General features: G+C 35.9%; 2 protein-coding genes and 2 tRNA genes. 3 read left to right on the top strand and 1 reads right to left on the bottom strand.

All coding sequences use genetic code 11. The features are described from left to right. The 3 genes from comE to GMD5S_RS0209710 all read left to right on the top strand — a co-directional run. Nucleotides 1–577, top strand: a 577-nt coding sequence (comE, locus tag GMD5S_RS0209720; protein ID WP_016893885.1) for a competence system response regulator transcription factor ComE, incomplete at its 5' end; no start/stop codon positions are given. Nucleotides 578–628: 51 nt separating this feature from the next. Next, nucleotides 629–700 (top strand) — tRNA-Glu (locus GMD5S_RS0209715). A gap of 5 nt (nucleotides 701–705) precedes the next feature. Beyond that, nucleotides 706–779, top strand: a tRNA-Asn gene (locus GMD5S_RS0209710). Between the two features lie 32 nt (nucleotides 780–811). On the opposite strand, the gene GMD5S_RS0209705 is transcribed toward GMD5S_RS0209710, so the two are convergent. Beyond that, nucleotides 812–1,139, bottom strand: a 328-nt coding sequence (locus GMD5S_RS0209705; RefSeq protein ID WP_016893884.1) for a TetR-like C-terminal domain-containing protein, incomplete at its 5' end; no start/stop codon positions are given.

Below are 1,139 nucleotides of genomic sequence, written 5' to 3'. Positions count from 1 at the left end.
CGATATTCATGGAATCGAGAAAAAAGGCTTTGAAGTGGCTCAGTTTATCCGTCATCACAATCCTTATGCTATTATTGTCTTTATTACTAGTCGATCTGAATTTGCTACCTTAACGTACAAATACCAGGTATCAGCCCTAGATTTTGTTGATAAAGATATCAATGATGAATTGTTCAAAAAACGCATCGAGCAGAGTATTTTTTACACTAAGAGCATGCTGCTTGAAAACGAAGATGTTGTAGACTATTTTGATTACAACTATAAAGGAAATGATTTGAAAATTCCTTACCATGACATTTTGTATATCGAAACCACAGGAGTTTCTCATAAACTTCGGATTATTGGTAAGAATTTTGCTAAAGAATTCTATGGAACTATGACAGATATTCAGGAAAAGGACAAACATACCCAGCGATTTTATTGCTCCCATAAATCTTTCCTTGTCAATGTGGGAAATGTGAGAGAAATTGATCGAAAGAATTTAGAAGTTGTTTTTTATGAAGATCATCGTTGTCCTATTACCCGTTTAAAAGTCCGCAAACTAAAAGATATTCTAGAGAAAAAATCTAAAAAGTGATTGACAATTAGTAAGAAATTGATATAATGGTTATATCTGCTACAGATAGATGGTCCGTTGGTCAAGGGGTTAAGACACCGCCTTTTCACGGCGGTAACACGGGTTCGAATCCCGTACGGACTATTTTATCCGCCATAGCTCAGTTGGTAGTAGCGCATGACTGTTAATCATGATGTCGTAGGTTCGAGTCCTACTGGCGGAGTTAGATAAAAAGAACACCACTGGTGTTCTTTTTTAGTTTACATCACCTAACATTTTCATAAGGAAGTCTGTCATTTCTTGCGGACTTTCTTTTTTTCCGTGAGCAATCCAAGTCTGGCAAACACCAAATAGAGCATTTGTTAGATAAATGCTACTGTATTCTAATTCAATTGGAGTGAGTTGTAGTTTCATAAAGCGTTTCTGAAGGTCGGTGCTAAGCATGATGTGAAGCTTATTTCTCAAGAAATTTTGGATTTCTTTTGTCCCATTTTCAGATAAGAGTGCAGCTAATAGTGGCTCAGACTCTAAATATTCAAACACTTCTAAAATAGCATCTCTTTTGTGATGAGCATGTTTTTGG

This window comes from Streptococcus sp. GMD5S (genome assembly GCF_000298715.2).
Taxonomy (GTDB): Bacteria; Bacillota; Bacilli; order Lactobacillales; family Streptococcaceae; genus Streptococcus.
Note: the sequence above shows the minus strand (reverse complement) of the source record. Positions and strands in the feature narration are given on the sequence as shown.